At 67.1% G+C, this 19,312-nt stretch carries 18 protein-coding genes; 11 read left to right on the plus strand and 7 right to left on the minus strand.

The annotated features are described in order from the left end of the window. The first annotated feature begins 383 nt into the window (after positions 1-383). The 6 genes from nrdH (at position 384) to MK786_RS05710 (ending at position 7,009) form a co-directional block, all read left to right on the plus strand. Complete coding sequence (nrdH, locus tag MK786_RS05685; protein ID WP_019181042.1) at positions 384-617, plus strand: glutaredoxin-like protein NrdH; 234 nt, start codon at positions 384-386, stop codon at positions 615-617. 4 nt (positions 618-621) lie between these two features. Continuing rightward, positions 622-1,086, plus strand: a complete 465-nt coding sequence (nrdI, locus tag MK786_RS05690; protein ID WP_241111260.1) for a class Ib ribonucleoside-diphosphate reductase assembly flavoprotein NrdI — start codon at positions 622-624, stop codon at positions 1,084-1,086. Next, positions 1,068-3,224 carry a class 1b ribonucleoside-diphosphate reductase subunit alpha gene (nrdE, locus tag MK786_RS05695; protein ID WP_241111261.1) on the plus strand — a complete coding sequence of 719 codons (2,157 nt, stop codon included), beginning with the start codon at positions 1,068-1,070 and terminating at the stop codon, positions 3,222-3,224. The genes nrdI and nrdE overlap by 19 nt, the downstream gene beginning before the upstream one ends. Positions 3,225-3,254: 30 nt before the next feature. Then, positions 3,255-4,229 (plus strand): class 1b ribonucleoside-diphosphate reductase subunit beta, encoded by a 975-nt coding sequence (gene nrdF, locus MK786_RS05700; RefSeq protein ID WP_191767155.1) that lies wholly within the window; start codon positions 3,255-3,257, stop codon positions 4,227-4,229. Positions 4,230-4,592: 363 nt separating this feature from the next. Further along, entirely contained in the window at positions 4,593-5,723 is a 1,131-nt protein-coding gene (locus MK786_RS05705; protein ID WP_241111262.1) for a site-specific integrase, read from the plus strand. Further along, a complete protein-coding gene (locus MK786_RS05710) occupies positions 5,717-7,009 on the plus strand; it encodes a hypothetical protein (RefSeq protein WP_241111263.1) in 1,293 nt (430 codons plus the stop codon). Before MK786_RS05705 ends, MK786_RS05710 begins: the two co-directional genes overlap by 7 nt. A 169-nt stretch (positions 7,010-7,178) precedes the next feature. On the opposite strand, the gene MK786_RS05715 is transcribed toward MK786_RS05710, so the two are convergent. The 5 genes from MK786_RS05715 to MK786_RS05735 are packed head-to-tail and all read right to left on the minus strand — an operon-like array spanning position 7,179 to position 13,218. Beyond that, complete coding sequence (locus MK786_RS05715) at positions 7,179-7,988, minus strand: CPBP family intramembrane glutamic endopeptidase (RefSeq protein WP_241111264.1); 810 nt, start codon at positions 7,986-7,988, stop codon at positions 7,179-7,181. A 29-nt stretch (positions 7,989-8,017) separates the two neighbouring features. Further along, positions 8,018-9,469 (minus strand): MFS transporter, encoded by a 1,452-nt coding sequence (locus MK786_RS05720; protein WP_194397133.1) that lies wholly within the window; start codon positions 9,467-9,469, stop codon positions 8,018-8,020. Further along, the gene (locus MK786_RS05725; RefSeq protein WP_241111265.1) at positions 9,462-11,978 is read right to left on the minus strand and encodes an ABC transporter permease; all 2,517 of its coding nucleotides are present in this window, start codon (positions 11,976-11,978) and stop codon (positions 9,462-9,464) included. Before MK786_RS05725 ends, MK786_RS05720 begins: the two co-directional genes overlap by 8 nt. Further along, positions 11,975-12,727, minus strand: coding sequence for an ABC transporter ATP-binding protein (locus MK786_RS05730; RefSeq protein ID WP_194397131.1), 753 nt, complete (start codon positions 12,725-12,727; stop codon positions 11,975-11,977). The genes MK786_RS05725 and MK786_RS05730 overlap by 4 nt, the downstream gene beginning before the upstream one ends. Before the next feature lie 20 nt (positions 12,728-12,747). Beyond that, positions 12,748-13,218, minus strand: coding sequence for a GNAT family N-acetyltransferase (locus MK786_RS05735; protein WP_241111266.1), 471 nt, complete (start codon positions 13,216-13,218; stop codon positions 12,748-12,750). A gap of 96 nt (positions 13,219-13,314) precedes the next feature. Here MK786_RS05735 and MK786_RS05740 point away from each other — a divergent pair, with 96 nt between their 5' ends. Beyond that, entirely contained in the window at positions 13,315-13,968 is a 654-nt protein-coding gene (locus tag MK786_RS05740; protein WP_194397129.1) for a TetR/AcrR family transcriptional regulator, read from the plus strand. 198 nt (positions 13,969-14,166) lie between these two features. Here the strand turns inward: MK786_RS05740 and MK786_RS05745 are convergent, their stop codons facing one another. Further along, positions 14,167-14,595 carry a hypothetical protein gene (locus MK786_RS05745; protein WP_241111267.1) on the minus strand — a complete coding sequence of 143 codons (429 nt, stop codon included), beginning with the start codon at positions 14,593-14,595 and terminating at the stop codon, positions 14,167-14,169. 953 nt (positions 14,596-15,548) lie between these two features. On the opposite strand from MK786_RS05745, the gene MK786_RS05750 reads away from it, so the two are divergent. The 3 genes from MK786_RS05750 to MK786_RS05755 all read left to right on the plus strand — a co-directional run bounded on the left by MK786_RS05750 (position 15,549) and on the right by MK786_RS05755 (position 17,605). Next, the gene (locus tag MK786_RS05750) at positions 15,549-16,301 is read left to right on the plus strand and encodes an SDR family NAD(P)-dependent oxidoreductase (protein ID WP_241111268.1); all 753 of its coding nucleotides are present in this window, start codon (positions 15,549-15,551) and stop codon (positions 16,299-16,301) included. 29 nt (positions 16,302-16,330) lie between these two features. Then, on the plus strand, positions 16,331-16,825 hold the full coding sequence (locus MK786_RS16525) for a flavodoxin domain-containing protein (RefSeq protein ID WP_374200429.1): 495 nt from the start codon (positions 16,331-16,333) through the stop codon (positions 16,823-16,825). 102 nt (positions 16,826-16,927) lie between these two features. Beyond that, positions 16,928-17,605: a hypothetical protein gene (locus tag MK786_RS05755; RefSeq protein ID WP_241111269.1), complete on the plus strand. Its 678-nt coding sequence runs from the start codon at positions 16,928-16,930 to the stop codon at positions 17,603-17,605. A gap of 19 nt (positions 17,606-17,624) precedes the next feature. Here MK786_RS05755 and MK786_RS05760 read toward each other — a convergent pair whose 3' ends face one another. After that, positions 17,625-18,734, minus strand: a complete 1,110-nt coding sequence (locus MK786_RS05760) for a class I SAM-dependent methyltransferase (RefSeq protein ID WP_241111270.1) — start codon at positions 18,732-18,734, stop codon at positions 17,625-17,627. Between the two features lie 111 nt (positions 18,735-18,845). Here MK786_RS05760 and MK786_RS05765 point away from each other — a divergent pair, with 111 nt between their 5' ends. Continuing rightward, positions 18,846-19,310, plus strand: a complete 465-nt coding sequence (locus tag MK786_RS05765) for a DUF3817 domain-containing protein (protein ID WP_241111271.1) — start codon at positions 18,846-18,848, stop codon at positions 19,308-19,310. Positions 19,311-19,312: the final 2 nt, after the last annotated feature.

A 19,312-nucleotide genomic window follows, 5' to 3' on the forward strand; every position in this document is an offset into this window, starting at 1 on the left:
CCGGCGAGATCGGTTCGGTGGGCCGCTTCGACGGCGGCGCCCGCGCGACACGCCGGGACGCGCCGCGACACGCCGAAGAAGTCTCTCCACAGGCAGATCCGGTGTCGGAGGGGCGATCTAGCGTCAGACCTGTGGACAGCGGCGGCCGCCGCATCCGAAACGCCCGTGATTCAGGCTTTTTCCAGATTCAAGACCGGAGGTCGACCTGTGGATGAAACGGTGGACAACCTGTGTTGTATATGGGGAGAGCGGTGGAAAATCACACGGATGTAACTACTAGCCCTTGTGGTGCTATCCAATGTCGGTACCCATATGTAGTATGGGACTCCCGGCGGGGGGCCTGCCGGAAAATGAGCGGATTTGAGGGGAAAGACACGATCAACATGGCGATCACCGTCTACACGAAGCCCGCGTGCGTGCAGTGCACGGCGACCTACCGAGCCCTTGACTCGAAGGGCATCGAATACGAGATCCACGACCTCTCGGAGGACCCTTCGGCCCTCGAGCAGGTCAAGGCGCTGGGCTACCTCCAGGCGCCCGTCGTCATCACCGATGAAGACCACTGGTCGGGCTTCCGTCCCGACAAGATCGACGAGCTCGCCTCGCGACTCGCGTGACGCCATGGCAACCGCGATCGCACAGCGAAGCGCGGTTGCCGGGCGGGCGACCGCGGCACCTCTCCTCGTCTACTTCTCGAGCGTTTCGGGCAACACCGCACGCTTCATCGAGAAGCTCGGGGCGAGGGCGGTCCGGATCCCGCTGCATCCGACGGATCCGGCCCTCGTGGTCGACGAGCCCTTCATCCTCGTCACACCGACGTATGGCGGAGGCCAGGGCCGAGGCGAGGAGAAGGGCGCCGTTCCCAAACAGGTGATCCGGTTCCTCAACGACGAGCGCAACCGCAGCCTGATCCGCGGAGTCATCTCCGCGGGCAACACCAACTTCGGCGAGCACTTCTGCATCGCCGGCGACATCATCAGCCGCAAGTGTCATGTGCCGCACTTGTACCGGCTAGAGGTTTTCGGCACGCCTGAAGACGTGGAACGCGTAAGCGAGGGATTGGAACGATGGCAGACGCTGCAGTGACAGAGAAGGACTTGAAGACAGAGGCGCGCTTCGAGGGCATGGACTACCACGCCCTCAACGCGATGCTCAACCTCTACGACGCCGACGGGAAGATCCAGTTCGACGCCGACAAGCGCGCCGCGCGGGAGTACTTCCTGCAGCACGTGAACCAGAACACCGTCTTCTTCCACTCGCTGAAGGAGCGCCTCGACTACCTCGTCGAGAAGGAGTACTACGAGCCCGAGGTGCTCGCGAAGTACCCGTTCGAGTTCATCCAGCAGCTCAACGACTTCGCCTATGGCAAGAAGTTCCGCTTCGAGACCTTCCTCGGCGCGTTCAAGTACTACACGAGCTACACGCTCAAGACCTTCGACGGCAAGCGCTACCTCGAGCGCTTCGAGGACCGTGTCGTCATGACAGCCCTCGCGCTCGCCGACGGCGACCAGGAGCTCGCGACCTCCCTCGTGGACGAGATCATCAGCGGCCGCTTCCAGCCCGCCACGCCGACCTTCCTCAACGCAGGCAAGGCGCAGCGGGGCGAGCTCGTCTCGTGCTTCCTGCTGCGCATCGAAGACAACATGGAGTCGATCGCCCGCGGCATCAACTCCGCGCTGCAGCTCTCCAAGCGCGGCGGCGGCGTCGCGCTCCTGCTGTCGAACGTTCGTGAGTCTGGCGCGCCGATCAAGCAGATCGAGAACCAGTCGTCGGGCATCATCCCCGTCATGAAGCTCCTGGAAGACAGCTTCAGCTACGCCAACCAGCTCGGCGCGCGTCAGGGCGCCGGCGCGGTGTACCTCAGCGCTCACCACCCCGACATCATGCGCTTCCTCGACACCAAGCGCGAGAACGCCGACGAGAAGATCCGGATCAAGACCCTGTCGCTGGGCGTCGTGGTGCCCGACATCACGTTCGAGCTCGCCAAGAACGACGAAGACATGTACCTCTTCTCGCCGTACGACGTCGAGCGCGTCTACGGCGTTCCTTTCGGCGACATCTCGGTCACCGAGAAGTACCGCGAGATGGTCGACGACCCGCGCATCAAGAAGACGAAGATCAACGCGCGCGAGTTCTTCCAGACGCTCGCCGAGATCCAGTTCGAGTCGGGCTACCCGTACATCATGTTCGAGGACACGGTGAACAAGGCCAACCCGATCAAGGGCCGGATCAACATGTCCAACCTGTGCTCCGAGATCCTGCAGGTCAACACTCCGACCACGTACAACGAAGACCTCTCGTACGCGCAGATCGGCAAGGACATCTCGTGCAACCTGGGCTCGCTCAACATCGCCCTCGCGATGGACGGCGGCAACCTCGCCAAGACGGTCGAGGCGAGCATCCGCGCTCTCACGGCCGTCAGCCAGCAGAGCCACATCGCCTCGGTGCGCTCCATCGAGGACGGCAACGACCGCTCGCACGCGATCGGGCTCGGCCAGATGAACCTGCACGGCTACCTCGCCCGCGAGCACGTCTACTACGGCTCGGAAGAGGGTGTCGACTTCACGAACATCTACTTCTACACGGTCCTGTTCCACGCGCTGCGGGCCTCGAACAAGATCGCGATCGAGCGCGGCGAGACGTTCGACGGGTTCGAGGACTCGAAGTACGCGTCGGGCGAGTTCTTCGACAAGTACATCGACCAGGAGTGGGTCCCTGCCACCGAGAAGGTCGCCGAGCTGTTCGCCGGCCACCACATCCCGACGCAGGACGACTGGCGCGAGCTGAAGGCCTCGATCCAGCAGTACGGCATCTACAACCAGAACCTGCAGGCCGTGCCGCCGACCGGCTCGATCTCCTACATCAACAACTCCACGTCGTCGATCCACCCGATCGCGGCGAAGGTCGAGATCCGCAAGGAAGGCAAGCTCGGCCGCGTCTACTACCCGGCGGCGTTCATGACGAACGACAACCTGGAGTACTACCAGGACGCATACGAGATCGGCTACGAGAAGGTCATCGACACCTACGCCGCCGCGACCCAGCACGTCGACCAGGGTCTGTCGCTCACGCTGTTCTTCAAGGACACCGCGACCACGCGCGACATCAACAAGGCCCAGATCTACGCCTGGCGTAAGGGCATCAAGACGATCTACTACATCCGCCTGCGTCAGATGGCGCTGGAGGGCACCGACATGTCCGAGTGCGTCTCCTGCACGCTGTGACGGCCACGGAACTCTGAGAGAAGAAGGACGATGAGCGAGAAGCTCCAGCTCCTGGACCACGTCCAGGCCATCAACTGGAACCGCATCCAGGACGACAAGGACCTCGAGGTGTGGAACCGCCTCGTGAACAACTTCTGGCTGCCCGAGAAGGTGCCGCTGTCGAACGACATCCAGTCGTGGAACACGCTCACCCCCGAGGAGCAGACCCTCACGATGCGGGTGTTCACGGGCCTGACGCTGCTCGACACGATCCAGGGCACCGTCGGCGCCGTGTCGCTCATCCCCGATGCGCTCACCCCGCACGAGGAGGCCGTCTACACGAACATCGCGTTCATGGAGTCGGTGCACGCGAAGTCGTACTCGTCGATCTTCTCGACGCTGTGCTCGACGAAGGAGATCGACGAGGCGTTCCGCTGGTCGGTCGAGAACCCGAACCTTCAGAAGAAGGCGCAGATCGTCATGGAGTACTACCGTGGCGACGAGCCGCTCAAGCGCAAGGTCGCCTCGACCCTGCTCGAGAGCTTCCTCTTCTACTCGGGCTTCTACCTGCCGATGCACTGGTCGAGCCGCGCCAAGCTCACCAACACGGCTGACCTCATCCGCCTCATCATCCGCGACGAGGCCGTGCACGGGTACTACATCGGCTACAAGTTCCAGCGCGGACTCGAGAAGGTCGACGAGGCCACGCGCAACGACATCAAGGACTACACGTTCTCGCTGCTCTACGAGCTCTATGACAACGAGGTGCAGTACACGCAGGACCTCTACGACGGCGTCGGTCTGACCGAAGACGTCAAGAAGTTCCTCCACTACAACGCCAACAAGGCCCTGATGAACCTCGGCTACGAGGCGATGTTCCCGGCGTCGGTCACCGACGTGAACCCGGCGATCCTGTCGGCGCTCTCGCCGAACGCCGACGAGAACCACGACTTCTTCTCGGGGTCGGGCTCGTCGTACGTGATCGGCAAGGCCGAGGCGACCGAAGACGAGGACTGGGACTTCTAGTCTCCCGATTCTGACTCCGGCCCGAAACGGCTGGTGAGAGGCCCGGATTCGCAGGATTCTGCGGATTCGGGCCTCTCTTGTGCCTTCTCTCGAGAGACAGAGGAGGACAGCAATGAACAGGAATGACCGTTCGGTGTGGCACGGGGGTGGCACGCGCCCACCTTCTGGGGGAGAGCGGGGTGGCTCAGGATCCGGATTTCGGCTTCGACGTGCCATCGGGCTCGTGCCATATCGTGCCACTTCACGTGCTGGCGATTCGGGGAAATACCCGATCAGTAGGTGTTCTAAGGGTCCCACGTTGCGCAGTGGCACGGAGTGGCACGGGTGTCCACGTGAGTCCGCTCGTGACCACGGGAGGCCATGATGGAGACCGCACGTAGCGAGACGTCGTCGGGTCGGAGAGAGGCCTGGGGGAGTCTTCGCAAGCTTCCATCCGGCCGCTGGCAGGCGCGTTATCCCGCCCCGGACGGCGAGACGTACACCGCGCGTACCGAGGACGACAAGCCTCTGACGTTTCTGACGAAGACGGACGCGCGCACTTGGCTCGCCAGCATGCACACCAGGATCGCGCGACACGAGTGGGAGCAGCCGGCCGTGCTTGCGGCTCGGCGGCGAGCAGAGGCGGAGGTGGAGCGAGCTCGTTCGATCGGGTTCACCGAGTACGCGGGTCGCTGGATCGCCCACATCCGCGTCGAACCCAACCGCAGTGGAAAGCGCCGAGCCGTTGGGACGATCCGCTCGTACAAGAGCAAGGTCGACGGGTACCTGATCCCGGAGTTCGGAAACACCCCCATTCGTCAGATCGACAAGGACCGAATCCGGGTAATGACCGATCGGCTCGACAGGATTCCGTCTCCGCTCAACCCGAAGTCCAAGTTCAACGGGATCACTCGCCCGGTGCTGATCGTCCTCATGATGATCCTCCGGCAGGCGGCACGAGACGGCATCATTGCCGCGGCACCGGCTGTGTCGGTTCCGAAGCAGGAGACGGTTCGTCGCGATGAAGACAACGAGGATGGCGAGTATGTGGCCACGCCGCATCAGGTGGAGGCGCTCTACGAGGCGGTGCCTGATCAGTGGGCGATCATGGTGTTGCTGGCGGCATGGTGCCAATTGCGGCGCGCCGAGTGCCTGGGCCTGCAGCGCCGTGACGTCGAGTGGCACCAGTACGGGAGCGCGACGCTTCACGTGCGCCGCCAGCTGAATGCGAACACCGGTGACTACTCGAATGATCTGAAGAGTGCCGCAGGCCGAAGGTCACTCAGCATTCCGACGCTCATGCGCGGGCGGCTCGAGGCACACCTCCGCGACAACGTAGCGCCTGAGGCGAAGGCGCCACTGATTCCGGCCAGTGTGCGGAGCAGCGTACCGCTGTCGAACACCCGATGGGGCTTCGTCTGGGCCGACGTTCGAGAAGCCGTCGACGGGCTTCCACCACGATTTCGCTTCCACGACCTGCGCCACACGGGGCTGACGACGAGGTGGCGGTGGTGATCTCCGCTACGGGCAAGAGCGAGTACGAACCGTACAAGCTCACCGACGGCGAAGAGGAAGTGCTGCTGGACCGGTTCCGGGACGTGAACGACCCGTTGAAGTTTCTCATCGTCACCGCGAAGCTCGGGACCGGGTTCAATGCCCCCATCGAGGGTGTCCTGTACCTCGACAAGCCGATGAAGCTGCACACCCTGTTCCAGACGATCACGCGCACGAACCGGCCGTGGCGGCACCCGGACACCGGGTTCGTGAAGGCATACGGCACGATCGTCGACTACGTCGGCCTCGGCGACGGGTTCGCTCGCGCGATAGCGCCCTCGAACCCCGAACACGCGCATCGCCAGATCGACTCTGAAACGCTGCTCGCGACGCTCGGCGCCGCGCTGAACGAGATGCGGCGCCGTTTCGTCGGCATCGGGCGTGACGGGTCCATGGACTCCCTTCAAGCCGCGCTCGAACGTGTGCCAGCGGACACGGAGGACCGCGCGGAGTTCCGTGCCGAGTTCGCTCTCGCGCAGGGGCTGTGGGAGACGATCGCCCCGGACGCCGCACTCGACCACTGGGCGGACCACTACCGCTGGTACGCGCAGGTCTACGCCGCGATCCCCGCCGAGTCCGACGATGACGACCTGCTGTGGGGGCGTCTCGGCCCGAAAACCCGCCAGCTTGTTCACGAGCACATGCGGAACGTGCGCGTCACTGATCGGAACATCGCGGTCGTGATCGCAGATGCGGAGACGATCCGCACCATGTCGGAGAAGGGTCAGCTGCCGCCGGTGCCGACCGAGTACGAGGGGAAGACCGCGCAGGAGATCCTCGATTCTCTCAACGCACGAATCCAGAGGAAGCTTGACGGTGGGGGGAAGGAGGCGCTCCGCTACTCCTCGATCGCGGAACGTCTCGACCAGCTTCGTCAGAAGGTGATAGCGACTGCGGAGGACTCGATCGAATTCCTCACCACCCTGTTCGGCGTCGCCAACGATCTGAAGACGACGGAAGTCGAAGAGGACGGCGGTGTTCTGTCGGACTTGCCCGACCCGAACGTCGGTATGCTCACTCGCATCTTCGAGGAACACCGCCCCGAAGGCATGACCGTTCTCGTTTCCCAGGTCGTCACTGAAGTGGATGCCCTCGTCAAGCAGGCGGTCCACCCGAACTGGGCGTCGAAGGACGCGTCCAAGAAGGAGATTCGCCGGCAACTTCGCCAGCTGTTCCGGAAGTACAAGCTGCCCCTCACCGGCGAGCCCCTCGACGCCGCCTGGGCGTACATCCTCAAGCACTATTGACGCCGGAACTGACGCGAAGGGGCGATGACGCGCGTGGAAGTGACACGAGACCGCCGTAACCGGCTCTAGGCAGAGCCTCGTCGGCGCGGCCTGCCGGGAAGGGAGCCGCGGTGCACGATGAGGCGCGCTCAGCGTGCGCCGCCCGCATAAGGATCGCACTGACGGCCTGTCACGTCGACGCTTTTGAACGGCTGAGCGAGGTGTTGCACTGCTCTTCCACAAGTGCGGCACGCCGCAATGCGATCAAGGCGTAGATAAGCCAGCCCACTCCGTGCAGCATCTGGATGGCGCTGTGGAAGGGGGTGCCCGCTTCCAACGCCGTGACTCGGAAGGTGAGATCGAACAGCGCGTGCAGCACGACGGGCGGCCAGAGTGAGCCGGTGCGCATACGCATGGCGGCGTAGCCGGTGCCCGCCATCGCCGCGAACGTCACTTGGAGCAGAACGGTCTGCCAGGGCGAGCCGAGGAACAGGTTGGCAACGTGCAGCAACCCGAAGAGGGCGGAGGAGAGCAGCACCGCCGTCCACGGTCCGCGTGGCAGGAGCCGGGTGAGCAGGATCCCGCGGAACGTCGTCTCCTCAACCACGCCTGCAAGCACTACCGACGTGAACGCGAGGGTCAGTGTCGAAACCTCCACGTGTCGGAAGCCGGCGAAGAAGCCGACGACCACAGTGAGGGTCGGAAACATCAGCACGAGCCGATCGCGCGACGCCGGCAGTCGCCGAAGGCCCAGCACATCCCATCCGACGCGGACGGCGAACGGGAGAATCATGAGCAGCATCCCGAGCTGCAATGCGACCTGGACCAGGCCGACGCCGCCAGGGCCTGGTCGGAGGGTGGGCGTCAGCCACTTGGCGAGGATCCCTATCGCCGTGATCGTCACGAGAAACAGCGCCCACAGCAGCACCGGGCGGGCGAGGAGCCCGTCCCGAACTGAATGCCGTCTAGTCGGCCCAAGTGTCTTGATTTCTGAGGGCATGTTGTCCTCATCCTGAGCAGGACGGTGCATCAACTGGCCACTGTCGTTCCGCTCCGGTGGCCCGCGAAGTTCGACACCGCAGCGAGCAGCCACCGCGGCCTGACGGACGGGAAGGCGGCGATGGCGACCAGTACTGCTACGGCCGCCGCGGTGGCTGCGGCCAGGTGAGCGGCGGAGAGGCCCGCCTCCGCTGCGGCCAGCTCGCTTCCCCCTGCGGCGAGGACGGCTACGCGTGGGTACGCGTCGATGGCGCCGAATGCGGCGATGCCGAGGGCTCCGCCGATCTGGGCGGTGGAAGATGCGAGTCCTGACCCGACGCCTGCGTTGCTTGCGGTCATGCCGCTTGCGATGACGAGGGTGGTGGGGGTGAAGCTGAACGCCACGCCCGCGGCTGCGAGCAGGAGGACGGGGAGCACCCGTGCGAGGTACGGCATCCCGTGGTCGAGGGAGGCGAACATCAGGTGGGCGGTGACGAGGAGGATGAGCCCCAGCACCGCGACCTTCTCGGGACCGAACCGTGCGAGCGCGCGCGGCAGCAGCAGTGTGCTGACGGCGAAGCCGGCCACCGATGTTGGCAGCATGGCCAGCCCAGCGGCCGCCGGGTCGTACTCGAGTACCTGCTGAATGAGCAGGGCAACCAGCACGAAGCACGCGACTCGGGCGGCGCCACCGAGCACGTTGACGACGATGCCACCTGCGACGCGCGGCTCCCGCAGTGCCGGAAGCGGCAGAACAGCGTCCCGGCTGCGCTGCTCGACCAGAACGAAGCCGGTCCCGGCGGCCACGGCGACGGCCGCCGCGATGAGCACCTCGACCGAGGCCACCCCAGCATGCGGAAGGCTCAGCACGGCAAAGACCACCGCACCCGCCGCCGTGGTCACGAGCGCCGCACCCGCAGCATCGAATGGTCGGCGGGTGGTGGGGTGGTCAAGCTTCAGCTGAGCCCAGCCGGCGATGCCGACAAGCACGGCTGCGGCGGCGGTGACGAACATGACGCTCTGCCAGCCGAGTGCGCTGGTGATGATGCCTCCGACGCTCACGCCGAGCGCGCCGCCGACGGTGGACGCCGCACCCCACCAGGCCATCGTGCGGGTCCGGGCGGTGCCGGTGAATGTGGCGAGGATCACCGCCATGGCGGCGGGGCTGAGCATCGCAGCGCCGCCGCCCTGGATCAGGCGGGCGGTCACCAGCACGGCGTCCGTGCTGGCGAAGCCGCCCAGGAGTGAGCCGGCGACGAGAACCGTCGCCCCGGTGAGGAACATCCGGCGGCGGCCGACGATGTCAGCGGCCCGACCGGAGACCAGCAGCAGCCCGCCGAAGGTCAGGAAGTAGGCGTTGAGCACCCACGCTGTCCCGACTGCGGTGAGATCTAGATCTTCGGCGATGGAAGGCAGCGCGACGATGAGGATGCTGGAGTCGAGCATCACGACCAGCTGAGCGGCCACCAGTGTGAGCACCAGTGGCAGGGTCCGGTCACGCATGCGCAATCGCCTCCAGGACCGGCAGCTTCGCGGCGCGAGCGGCCGGCGCGATCCCGGCGAGCAGGCCCGCCACGGCGACGACTCCCGCGAGTACTGCCAACTGCGCGACCGGCACTTCCATGCGCAGCGGGGCGATGGTGGACAGCGCGCCGATGGCGGCGACGCTGGCGGCGACACCGAGGAGCAGCCCGGTGACCACGGCGACGACCGACACGATGACCGCCTCGGCTTGCACCATCAGCGCCACCGACCGGCGTGACATGCCGACCGAGCGGAGGACACCGATCTCGCGGGTGCGTTCGACGATGGACAGCGCGAGGGTGTTCGCGATGCCGAGCACGGCGATGACCATGGCGAACGCGAGGAGCACCGTGACTAATCCGAAGATTTGGTCGACGGTCTGTGTGCGTCCCGCGATGACCGCCGCCTGGTCTCGCACCTGTACTGTCGGGTGGTCCTCGAGCGCGGTCTCCAGGGCGGTGGAGAGCTCCGCAGGAGAGGTGCCGGCCGCTGCCAGCACAAAGATGCTGGCATCCATGTCCTCGGTGAAGAGGGCACCGTAGGTGTCCAGGGAGACGAAGAAGTCGGTCTGCAGCGCCTGCGCGGGACCGTCGGCGATGATGCCGACGATGGGCAGGATGGTCTCACCCAGCCGCGCGAACGTCATCGGCAGCTCGTCGCCCACCGCTAGCTCACGCTCGGTGGCGACGCGTTCGGCGATGACGACGCCTCCGGCGCTCAGTGCGGCGATGTCCCCGTCCACCATCCGGATCTGCGCGACCTCGGTGATGAGCTCAGGGTCCAGACCGGTCAGCGCGCTGGTCGTCCCGCCGTCCTTCCAATGCCCGTACTTCAGCCGGGTGGCAACGCCGACAGCGGAGACCGCCCGGACCTCGTCGTAGACGGCCGCGTGCACCCCGCCGAGCATCTCCTGCCCTGCGCTTTCGATGACGACGTCCGCGGCGATGACCTCGCGGTACTGCTCACCGGTGGCCGCTTTCACCGAGCCGCCGACGATGGACACGAAGCTCATCAGCGCGAGCCCGAACGCCAGCGCCATCACCGTCGCGGAGGTGCGACGCGGTGCGCGAAGCGCTGCTTCCCGGGCCAGCTGCCCGGGCACTGTCCGCGCGGAGGCCGCGCCGACGAGAGAGACCAGCGGACGCAGCGCGGACGGCGCGATCAGCACGACACCGACGAGGGCGAGCACCAATCCCGCGCCGAGCAGCAGGATCGGGCCCGCGGCCAACCCTGGAAGGGCGGCGACGGCGGAGCCTGCCACCAGCAGAACCGTGCCGGTGATGAGGCGCCCGCGACCGAGACCGCGCGTCTCGGCGGCGCTGCTGCGCATCGCGGCAAGCGGAGAGACCGCCGCGGCACGGCGAGCCGGGCCGACAGCCGAGACAAGGGTGACCAGGACACCGACGGTGAGGGCGATGATGACGGTTCGGGTCTCGATGACGAGCTCACCGGAGGGGATGCTGACCCCGAAGACTCCGGCCAGTGCGCGCAGGCCGTAGGTGCTCACGATGCCCAGCAGCACGCCGACGGTCGAGGCGAGGGCGCCCACGAGCAGCGCCTCGACGAGCACCGACGCAAGAACCTGCTTCCCGGTCGCGCCGGTCGCACGGATCACCGCGAGCTCACGGGTGCGCTGCGAGATGACGATGGTGAAGGTGTTGGCGATGAGGAACGCGCCGATGATGAGCGCCGCGACGCTCATCGCGATGAGCACGACCTGGAGCATCTCGAGGTTCGCGGCAGCCTGCTCGGCGCCGGCTGCGGCGAGGTCTTGCGCCGTAGCGACCTGCACGTCGTCAGCGAGTACATCAGCGAGCAGCGGCTGCAGTTCACCGGCGGTCAGTTCCGAGGTGACGAGGATCTCGGACAGGCCGTCGCCGAGGCCGAGGACGCTCTGCGCGGTGGTGAGGGTCGAAAGCGCGACCGCCCCCACCGGCGGACCGTCACCGTCACCGAACCCGACGAGCCCGACGACACGAGCATCGACCCGGGTGTCGCCGACGACGGTGACAGCGTCGCCGATGCGCAGGCCGAGCGCGTCGGCGGTGTTCTTGTCGATGACGATCTCGCCGTCGCTGGTGGGTGCCGCGCCGTCGCGGAGCGGGTATGCGCCGACGGGCTCGTCGACCCAGGTGCTCAGCTGGACGCTGCCCAGATCGGTGGTGCCCTGCTCGAGGCGGGCGGCGCCCTTGGCGACCGGGACCGCATCTGTGACAGCGTCCACGTCGCGGACGGAGTCCAGCGTTGCGGCGGGAAGCGGGTCCCGTTCGACCTCGACGCCCATTCCGGAGTCGAATGCGGTGGCGGTGCGGACGGTCACGTCGGCGCCGGCGGAGGCGGTGGCGAACTGGTCGTCGAACAGCTTCTGGGCCGTGTCGTTGAGGACGAGGCTGCCGGTGACGAAGGCGACGCCGAGCATGACGGCGACCACCGTGAGAGCCAGTCGCAGGCGGTGGGCGAGGACCTGGGCGAACGCGAACCGGATCATGCCGCCACCCCCTGACGCTCGGCGTCGAAGCGCGCCATGCGCTCAAGGACGGTTGCGGCGGTCGGGTTGTCGTGACCGTCGATCACCTCGCCGTCGGAGAGGAACTCGACCCGGTCCGCGTATGCCGCGGCCGACGGGTCGTGCGTGACCATCACGATGGTCTGCCACAGCTCGCTGGCAGCGCGGCGCAGGAAGGCCAGCAGCGCCTGGCTGGAGCGGGAGTCCAGTGCTCCGGTGGGCTCGTCGGCGAAGACGACCTCGGGGCGGGAGATGAGGGCGCGGGCGACGGCGACGCGCTGCTGCTGGCCGCCGGAGAGCTCGGAGGGGCGGTGGGTGAGCCGGTCGGCGATGCCGAGCGTCGCGGCTAGCTCCAGCATCCAGTCCTTGTCGACCTTCTGACCTGCCAGGCGCAGCGGGAGGGCGATGTTCTCCTCCGCGGTGAGGGCGGGCACGAGGTTGTACTGCTGGAAGATGAAGCCGACGTGGGTGCGGCGAAGCAAGGTGCGCTGCTTCTCGCTCATGCCGACGAGCTCTGTTTCTCCGAGGCGGATGCTGCCGGAGTCGACGGTGTCCAGCCCCGCCATGGCGTGCATCATCGTGGACTTGCCGGACCCGGACGGGCCCATGATGGCGGTGAACCGGCCACGGCGGATGCTGAGGCTGGCGTGGTCGAGGGCCCGGACGGTGGTGTCGCCGGTGCCGTACGTCTTCACGAGGTCGGTGGCCTCGATGGCGAATGTGGTGCTCATGGTGTGTGTCCTTTAGCAGTTCAGCGGGCAGCGGCGAGGTGTCGGCGGTACTGCGCCGGCGTCCAGGACGCGGTCATCTTGGTGTTGAGGGTGGCGCCCAGGCGCGCGTAGAAGCGCTGCCCGGCGTGGTTGTTCAGGCGGACGCCCCACTGCACGAGCAGGTCGTCTTCGGCGGCGAGTCGGGCCACGGCGGTCATCAGCTGGCTGCCGATGCCCTTGTCGCGGTGTCCCGGTCGGACGTACAGGTCGTCCAGCGCGAGCAGGTCGCCGCCGGTCCAGAGATGGATGCGGCGCACGGTGCTGGTGAAGCCGACCGCACCGGCGTCATCCTCGGCGATCAGGACGCGCACGTCGGGGCGCGCGAGCAGCTCCCGCCACGCCTCCGCGTCCACGTGAACGTGCTCCAGGTCGCCCTCGTGCGCGGCGAGCTCTCGCACCATCTCGTCCAGGGCCACGGCATCCCCAGGGCCGGCCTGTCGGATGTGGATCATGATGCTCCTTACGGTGTCAGTTGTTGCCTTTACGGTGTACGGATACGTCGTACAGATTGCACCGTACGATGTAAGCTGTCAAGCAGGGAGGCCGCAATGGCAGAAAAACTCACACAGATGGGCATTGCACAGGCGGCCCTGGCCGCTATCGACGCGGACGGTATCGAGGGGCTCAGCATGCGCAAGCTCGCGAAGAGTCTCGGCTCGTCGCCGATGGCGGTGTACACGTACTTCCCGGACAAGGACGCGTTGCTCGACGGCGTCGCTCAACTCCTGCTCGCCGAGGTCGACACGCCGCCTGAGGACATCCACTGGCGCGACGCCATGCGCTTCATCATGCGGTCCGTGCGACACGTCGCCATGCGCCACCCGAACGCCTCGCGACTCATCAACCAGTTCCCACCGCATACACCCGACGCTCTGGCCTTCGTGGAAGCGGGGTTCCGCAGCTTCCGCCGCGCCGGCTTCGACGAGCTCAGCACCGCACGCTGCTACCGCGCTCTGGCTGCGTATTCGCTGGGCACACTCGACATCGAATTGGGCGGATACTTCTCGCCCGAGACGCGCACGATCACATCGGAGACGCGCGACAGCATGGACACGCCCACGGCAGCCAAGCTCCTCCCGCTTGTAACGGAGATCACGCCAACCCTTCTCGCACAGGATGACGCGGCAGAGTTCGAGTACGGCCTCGAGCTCCTGCTGGACGGGTTCGCCGACGCTATGTCAAGATCCGGCCGCACCGCCTAAAGGTTTCGCGGCCTGTTCACCGGCCACACTGACGGAGCCTCGCCGCAGCTTTTGAACACGTCGTGCGCCAACCGTCCTCCTGGGGCCGAGGTCAAGTCAGCTCATTCGATCCGCCGGTCCTCCGCCGGGTGCACGTCGGGGTCCCGCTTTCGCGCGCCGCCCGCAAAGGGATGCTTGCGTGCTGCCCGTGGGAAAATCCTAGAGTCGGAGTCCGGCAGAGCGGCGTGCGCTCCGCTGTCTATCGAATCCGAACCGAGCTGGCGGTGCCACGGACTCCCGGGCGTCCTCGACGACCGGATCGAAGTGGCGCAGGAGCGACGCGTACCCGAAGTGATGGTTGTAGGTGAGCCCGTACCCTGCGGAGTCGTCGCGGACTACGCGGTCAGTCGGGCTCTGGGGGATCTCGTCGTAGACGTATCCATTGACCAACGCGGCATCCCGCGTCTCGTCGCCGTAGTCCCACTCCGACAGATGGCGGATTGCGGCCTCGGGTCCGTTCTTGTCGATCATGTCGAGCACGCCGTCGGCATCCTCACCCTGCATGAAGACGACACTCATCCAGCGACGCTCGACAGCGGCGCTGGAGTCGTGAGTGGAGGCTACTGCTCCGGTGGTGCGAATGCTCATCGTGAGCTCCCTTCTCCACCTATCAGGTACGCAGGGGGTACACGCTCCAGAGCAGGGATGTCGCGCCGGTGCCCGGTCAATTATGCTGATGCTGCGTGGATAACCCGCTCGACGCCGCGATTTCGGCCCGAGTGGCACGCAGATGGCACGAGGATCGCGCCGACGTAGATTCCTGCATGATTCCGCGGGTCGCGACGAGAACTGGGACTTCTAGACGCTCCGACCATGAGCCGAAACGGCGAGATCGGCTGAACAGAACTGAGCCCCTGCGGGCAGCTCGCGAGAGCGGCCCGCAGGGGCCTTGCCCATGTCGTGCCCGCATCTGTTCGTCGCCGCGCGCCGGGCTGCGGGTAACACTTGAACGCGTTGTTGCCGATCAGCCGGCTTATCGTTCATCTCCTGCATTGATGCCTTCCCCAGGGCATGGGCCGTAGGGTGGGATCGACGTTCGCGTTCACCATGGCCGTCCCCAGCGGCCGCAAAGGGTTCGCCCTGTCCCCAGCAGGGCGTGAGCCGGACCTGTCCCCACAGGCCCGGCGTCGCGATCCGTCCGGTCCCCCTCGGGCCGCTCGGCTGGTTTGCGTTCGGCTCGAGGGGGCTGCTCCCCAGCCCCGAGCGTGCCCGTCGGCTTGGTGATTATTCCCCAGCGTGGTGGCGGGTGCGGGACAAGATCCCCAGATCTCCCCAGTGCCCCTCACAGCGCCTCCATCGACTACGGTAGCTGTCCCCCATTCGGGGGACAAACTGTGACGCTGAACGTTTCCGCAAGGAATGCGCAAGACGCACCCACCTGAACGTGATCGTCAGCCGTTCGACTTCGAACGGCCTCCCCGCCTCACCGGGAATGGTGATGGTCGTCGAACTGGATGAGGACGGGACTATCGTCCCGGCGCCTCGGCACCTCTCGCACTCACTCTGGATGTGTGCACTCCGGGCGCAGAAGGAGGATCGGGATGAACACGAACACGGGCCTCTTCGAAGGCCGCACCGTCATCGTGACGGGAGCTGGATCTGGCATCGGGCGGGCCACGGCGCAGCGCATCTCCGCAGAGGGCGGTCGCGTGATCGCCGTCGACATGTCCGCGGAGCGACTGGAGGCACTGGCGGCCGCTCTGGGATCAGTCGTCGAATGCGTCACCGGCGATCTCTGCGACGACGCCGTCATCGACGCCGTCATGGCGGCGGCCGGCGACCGCATCGACGGACTGGCGAACGTCGCTGGCATCATGGACGGCTTCGAGCCCACCGCCGAGATCACCGATGCCACCTGGGATCGGGTGATGGCGGTGAATCTCACCGCCATGATGAAGCTGACTCGCGCTGCACTCGGACGGATGCTGCGTACCGGGGCCGGATCGATCGTCAACGTCGGCTCGGAGGCAGGTCAGCGAGGCTCCGCTGCGGGCACCCCGTACACGACCTCCAAGCACGCGGTGAACGGCTTCACTCTGAGCACCGCCTTCTTCTACACGCCGAAAGGCATCCGCTGCAATGCGGTCGCTCCCGGACCGGTCGCCACGAACATCGAGGCTCCTTTCCGCTCCGAGTGGGCCGGGCAGCGTCTCGGCCCGTTCTTCCAGACCAACCTCCCGCCCGTAGCGCAACCTGACCAGCTCGCCGCTGCGATCACATGGCTTCTCAGCGACGATGCCTCGAACGTGTCCGGTGCGATCCTCGCGGTAGACGGCGGCTGGGCGGCGGTCTGAGCGTCCACGCTTGACCGAGCACGAGGACCTTGTGCCCGTTCGCGCGCCGACGTCACCTCCCATCGTGCAGAAGTTCCACCCAGGAGATCGCCGACGCCATCGCAGACGAGTTGATGGCTCACGGGCTCGACGTCGTCTGCGCGTCCGCAGCGGACGACGCCGATGCCGCCGATTTCGACGCGGTGGTGATCGGCAGCGCGGTCTACGTGGGCTCGAGGGGGGTCAGCCGCCGTGGACTCACAGGCGCGACACGCCACGTGAACACCCCCGGTGATACGTCCCGACGACGGGTGCAGAGCGATAATGTCAGGGACGCGGATGTCCCCAGCATCCGCTGGACGACGGGTGTCCCCACACCCACGTCTTTACATCGCCGGGGCTCGTGGCCTTGGGTGCACGAACCGATACTCGCGATGGCCGGGCTTCGGGTGTCCCCAGCACCCGAAGCCCGGTTGCGTGTCGGCGACCGGGCCATCGATGCTGAGCGGATGCCGCGCCCGGCCTGCGCCGGCGGATCATCCTGACCGGGTGAGGCCCGCCGCGTCGGCGCTTCCCTACAGTGGGCACCACACCGTCCGGCGTGGCCCCCGCCGACGCCCTGGGGGACGGCGAATGGAGACGCGCCCATGAGCAGCGACAGCACACCTCCGATCACCAAGCCGTCGGCCGCTGTGCCGGCGAGCCCACCGCCGTCCGCCGGCGTGACCAGCCGGACGCTCATGTGGTTCGGTCTCGCGATCGTCGTGCTGGCCTTCTTCGCCGCGTTCCTCGGCTCGTGGCTGGCACGGTCCGTCGACACGGCCGATCAGGCGCCGGCAGCGGCATCCACTCCCGAACCTTCCGCCACACCCGACGAGACGCCGACGGTCGAGGACTACGAGGCCGCACTCGAGGACATCCTCCCGGCGGGGTCCGCGGTGCGCGCCGGAACCGGCGCGCCCGAGTCGGGCAAGGGCAGCGAGGGCGACGTTTACATCGACATCGCCACCGCCGACGTCTACCTGTTCGAAGACGACTGGACGCACGTCGGCAACATCCGCGAGTCGGCTGCCGCGAATCTCACCGGCGCGACGGGCGCGACCGGAGCCACGGGCGCACAGGGCCAGCAGGGCGAACAGGGCGAAGAAGGGGAGCAGGGTGAGGCGGGGGCGCCCGGCACGCAGGTGACCCTCGGCTCGGGGGAGCCCGTCGACTCGGCATGCGAGAGCGACGACATCTTCATCGATACGACGACGCCGATGTTCTACCAGTGCAGCGACGGCGCGTGGGTCGCGTTCTCGCCGCCGCCGGCGACCGAGGAGTGACCCGTCGACCAGAGGAGAGTCAGCGCCGCGTCGAGGCGGTCAGCGTGAACTTCGCGTTGCGCGCGATCTGACGCGTCGGTCCGACGAGCCGCTCGAGCGCGGGTCGGTACTGCAGCGCGGAGTTCCACACCGTCCACAGCTCGCCGCCCGGCTGAAGAACCCGCGCGGCGTCGGCGAACATGCGCGGCGCCACACCGTCGTTCACCGCTGCTCCCACATGGAAGGGCGGATTGAGCGCGATGAACGAGGCCGTGGCGTCGCCCTGCGAGCGCAGCATGTCGTCCCGCACGACCTCGACGCGATCGCCGACGCCATTCGCCTCGGCGGTGGCACGCGCAGACGCGACGGCTGTCGCCGACTGATCGCACGCGATGACGTGAAGCTCGGGATGCCGCAGCGCGAGGGTCGTCGCCACGACACCCGTCCCGCACGCGAGGTCGATCACGGAGCCCGCCGGCGCGCCCCGCTCAGGCAGGTGCTCCCGCAGCAGCCGGGTGCCGATGTCGATCGACGTGCCGGCGAACGCGCCGCCGAAGGCGCACACGGCGAGGTCGCCGTGCGTCTCGATGCGAGGCTCCGGCTCGCGCCCGTCATGGGGGCCGCGCGCGATCAGCACGCGTGACTTCTGCCGGGCGTGGCTCACATCGACACGCGAGAAGTGCTCGCGCAGCACGTCGTTCATCGCGGGCGTCATGTGCTTGATCCGGCCGCCGGCGTACACGACCACGTCGGCGCCGGCGTGCGCGGCGATCAGCCCGGACAGGTCGCGCAGCGCGTCGAGCGACCGGGGGAGCCTCAGGAGCACCACTCGCGCGCCCGCGACGAGGTCGGCGCAGAGGGGCTGCGACGCGAACGTTCCGTCCAGGCCGAACCGCTCGGCGTTCGCCGCGAGCGCCTGTTCACCGGTGAGCGCGTCCTGATGCACACGGATGCCGCGCGCGCCCTCGCTCGCCGCGCCAAGTGCGAGCGCGCCGTAGCCGTCGCCGATGACCACGACGGCACCGTCGCCGGCGTCGCGCCGCGCGTCGGCGGACTCATCGAGGATCAGCCGGTCCGCGGCATCCGCGGCCGGCAGATCGGGACCTTCGAGGTCGGGCCAGCGTCGCAGCGCGGCGGGGGAGTACTCCACCGTCCCACGCTAGCGCCGTCGGCCGCGCACCGTCCGCCGTGCGTGAAGGGCCGCGGCGGGCCCGGCCTCTCGGCGAACCTAAGCTGGAAGCATCCCACCCGAAGGAGACCTGTGTTCCGCACGCCCTTGAACCTCTTCCGTGTGCTCGCCGTCGCGGAGGCCATCTCGTGGACGCTGCTGATCGTCGGGCTGATCCTCCGCGCCACGAGCGATTTCGCGATCGGAGTCACGGTGGGCGGCGCGATCCACGGCTTCGTGTTCCTGTCCTACGGCGCCACGGCGATCCTGGTCGCCCTGAACCAGCGCTGGGGCGTGTGGCCGACGGTCGTCGCGGTCGTGAGCGCCGTGATCCCGTACGCGACGATCCCGACCGAGCTGTGGCTGCACCGCTCGGGTCGCCTGGCCGGCGCATGGCGGCTCACCGCCACGGATGATCCGCGGGATGCCGCGTGGCACGACCGCCTGATGCGCTGGTTCCTGGGCCGCGCGTGGCTGCTCGTGGCGCTGATCGCTGCGGCCGTCGTCGTCCTCTATGCGACGCTGCTCGTGATCGGCCCTCCCGGCGGCCGCCACTGACG

This window comes from Microbacterium sp. CFH 31415 (assembly GCF_022538185.1).
GTDB lineage: Bacteria > Actinomycetota > Actinomycetes > Actinomycetales > Microbacteriaceae > Microbacterium.

Coding starts and splice junctions, on each gene's coding strand:
- nrdH (WP_019181042.1), top strand. CDS start 384: ATGGCGATCACCGTCTACACGAAGCCCGCGTGCGTGCAGTGCACGGCG.
- nrdI (WP_241111260.1), top strand. CDS start 622: ATGGCAACCGCGATCGCACAGCGAAGCGCGGTTGCCGGGCGGGCGACC.
- nrdE (WP_241111261.1), top strand. CDS start 1,068: ATGGCAGACGCTGCAGTGACAGAGAAGGACTTGAAGACAGAGGCGCGC.
- nrdF (WP_191767155.1), top strand. CDS start 3,255: ATGAGCGAGAAGCTCCAGCTCCTGGACCACGTCCAGGCCATCAACTGG.
- MK786_RS05705 (WP_241111262.1), top strand. CDS start 4,593: ATGGAGACCGCACGTAGCGAGACGTCGTCGGGTCGGAGAGAGGCCTGG.
- MK786_RS05715 (WP_241111264.1), bottom strand. CDS start 7,988: ATGCCCTCAGAAATCAAGACACTTGGGCCGACTAGACGGCATTCAGTT.
- MK786_RS05720 (WP_194397133.1), bottom strand. CDS start 9,469: ATGCGTGACCGGACCCTGCCACTGGTGCTCACACTGGTGGCCGCTCAG.
- MK786_RS05725 (WP_241111265.1), bottom strand. CDS start 11,978: ATGATCCGGTTCGCGTTCGCCCAGGTCCTCGCCCACCGCCTGCGACTG.
- MK786_RS05730 (WP_194397131.1), bottom strand. CDS start 12,727: ATGAGCACCACATTCGCCATCGAGGCCACCGACCTCGTGAAGACGTAC.
- MK786_RS05735 (WP_241111266.1), bottom strand. CDS start 13,218: ATGATCCACATCCGACAGGCCGGCCCTGGGGATGCCGTGGCCCTGGAC.
- MK786_RS05740 (WP_194397129.1), top strand. CDS start 13,315: ATGGCAGAAAAACTCACACAGATGGGCATTGCACAGGCGGCCCTGGCC.
- MK786_RS05745 (WP_241111267.1), bottom strand. CDS start 14,595: ATGAGCATTCGCACCACCGGAGCAGTAGCCTCCACTCACGACTCCAGC.
- MK786_RS05750 (WP_241111268.1), top strand. CDS start 15,549: ATGAACACGAACACGGGCCTCTTCGAAGGCCGCACCGTCATCGTGACG.
- MK786_RS05755 (WP_241111269.1), top strand. CDS start 16,928: ATGAGCAGCGACAGCACACCTCCGATCACCAAGCCGTCGGCCGCTGTG.